This window comes from Streptomyces sp. NPDC051907 (assembly GCF_040681075.1).
In the GTDB taxonomy this organism is placed as follows: Bacteria; Actinomycetota; Actinomycetes; order Streptomycetales; family Streptomycetaceae; genus Streptomyces.
The window spans coordinates 1-1,825 of sequence record NZ_JBFAYB010000231.1; the positions used below are offsets into that span (position 1 = coordinate 1).

Sequence of the window (1,825 nt, forward strand, 5' to 3'; positions counted from 1 at the left end):
GCGGGCCCATGCCGGTGCGGAGCGGTCCGTGCTGGCCGCGCTCAGCGCGGAGCGGTCCGTGCTGGCCGCGCTCGGCGAGGAGGGCATGCGCGGCGCCGCGGTCGTCGCCTCCGGCTTCTGCGCCGGGCTCGCCCCGGGCATGCACCCCGGCGACCTGGTGGTCGCCGACGAGACTCGCCACCCCGGCGGGGCCACGTCCTGCACCCGGACGTCGCTGCTGGTCGACGCGGTCGCCCGGGCGCTGCCCGGGCGAGTCGTCCACACGGGCCCGCTGACCGGCTCCGACCACGTCGTACGCGGCCATGAGCGGGCCGAGCTGCGCGCCTCCGGGGCGATCGCGGTGGACATGGAGTCCGCGGCCACGCTCCGCAGCGCGGTGAGCACAGGGCCCCGTCCAGTTGCGGCCGTCCGAGTGGTCGTGGACGCTCCAGAGCATGAACTGGTCCGCATTGGCACGGTGCGCGGTGGAATATCAGCCTTCCGTGTTCTTCGTGCCGTGCTCCCTGCTTTCTTCGAATGGCACCGTTCTCTGCTACTCCCCAGGAGGTGAGCTAGATGGCCATGCCGCTCCGTCAGACCATCAGGGTCGGGACATACCTGCTTGAACAGAAGCTCCGCAAGCGTGAGAAGTTTCCGCTCATCGTCGAGCTGGAGCCGCTGTTCGCCTGCAATCTCAAGTGCGAGGGCTGCGGGAAGATCCAGCATCCGGCCGGGATTCTGAAGCAGCGCATGCCGGTGGCGCAGGCGGTCGGGGCCGTGCTCGAGTCCGGGGCCCCGATGGTCTCCATCGCGGGCGGCGAGCCGTTGATGCATCCTCAGATCGACGAGATCGTGCGCCAGTTGGTGGCGAACAAGAAGTACGTGTTCCTGTGCACCAACGCGATGCTGCTGCGCAAGAAGCTGGAGAACTTCACTCCCTCCCGCTATTTCGCCTTCGCCGTGCACATCGACGGGCTGCGCGAGCGCCACGACGAGTCGGTCGCCAAGGAAGGCGTCTTCGACGAGGCGGTGGAGGCGATCAAGGAGGCCAAGAAGCGCGGCTTCCGGGTCACCACCAACTCGACGTTCTTCAACACCGACACCCCGCAGACCGTCATCGAGGTCCTCAACTATCTCAACGACGAGCTGAAGGTGGACGAGATGATGATCTCGCCCGCGTACGCGTATGAGAAAGCCCCTGACCAGGAGCATTTCCTGGGCGTCGAGCAGACCCGGGAGCTCTTCAGGAAGTCCTTCGCGGGCGGCAACCGGCGGCGCTGGCGGCTGAACCACTCGCCGCTCTTCCTGGACTTCCTGGAGGGCAAGGCGGACTTCCCGTGCACCGCGTGGGCGATCCCCAACTACTCCCTCTTCGGCTGGCAGCGCCCCTGCTATCTGATGAGCGACGGGTACGTCCCCACGTACCGCGAGCTCATCGAGGACACCGACTGGAGCAAGTACGGCCGCGGCAAGGACCCGCGCTGCGCCAACTGCATGGCGCACTGCGGCTACGAGCCGACCGCCGTGCTGGCCACCATGGGCTCCCTGAAGGAGTCGCTGCGCGCCGCGCGGGAGACCGTCTCGGGAAACCGCGGGTGACGTGATGTCGGCTGGAGAGCCTGTCGCCCTGGGACTCCCCGTGCCGCCCGCCCGGCCGATCGCGGTGCGCCGCATCTCGCGGCGCATCCAGGTCGGCTCGGTGGCGGTGGGCGGGGACGCTCCCGTGTCGGTGCAGTCTATGACGACGACTCGGACGTCGGACATCGGTGCGACGTTGCAGCAGATCGCGGAGCTGACGGCGTCGGGCTGTCAGATCGTGCGGGTGGCGTGTCCGACGCAGGACGAC

Annotated in this window: 3 protein-coding genes; all 3 read left to right on the forward strand. The window is 68.5% G+C overall.

Annotated features, from left to right (window positions below):
* Positions 1-550, forward strand: a 550-nt coding sequence (locus AB0M39_RS41955) for a 1-hydroxy-2-methyl-2-butenyl 4-diphosphate reductase (protein WP_365374447.1), incomplete at its 5' end; no start/stop codon positions are given.
* 5 nt (positions 551-555) lie between these two features.
* Positions 556-1,578 carry an adenosyl-hopene transferase HpnH gene (gene hpnH / locus AB0M39_RS41960; RefSeq protein ID WP_365374449.1) on the forward strand — a complete coding sequence of 341 codons (1,023 nt, stop codon included), beginning with the start codon at positions 556-558 and terminating at the stop codon, positions 1,576-1,578.
* Positions 1,579-1,582: 4 nt separating this feature from the next.
* Positions 1,583-1,825, forward strand: a 243-nt coding sequence (locus AB0M39_RS41965; RefSeq protein ID WP_365374452.1) for a flavodoxin-dependent (E)-4-hydroxy-3-methylbut-2-enyl-diphosphate synthase, incomplete at its 3' end; no start/stop codon positions are given.

Excerpts from the sequence above, each read along its gene's own strand:
- hpnH (WP_365374449.1), top strand. The coding sequence starts at position 556 with ATGGCCATGCCGCTCCGTCAGACCATCAGGGTCGGGACATACCTGCTT.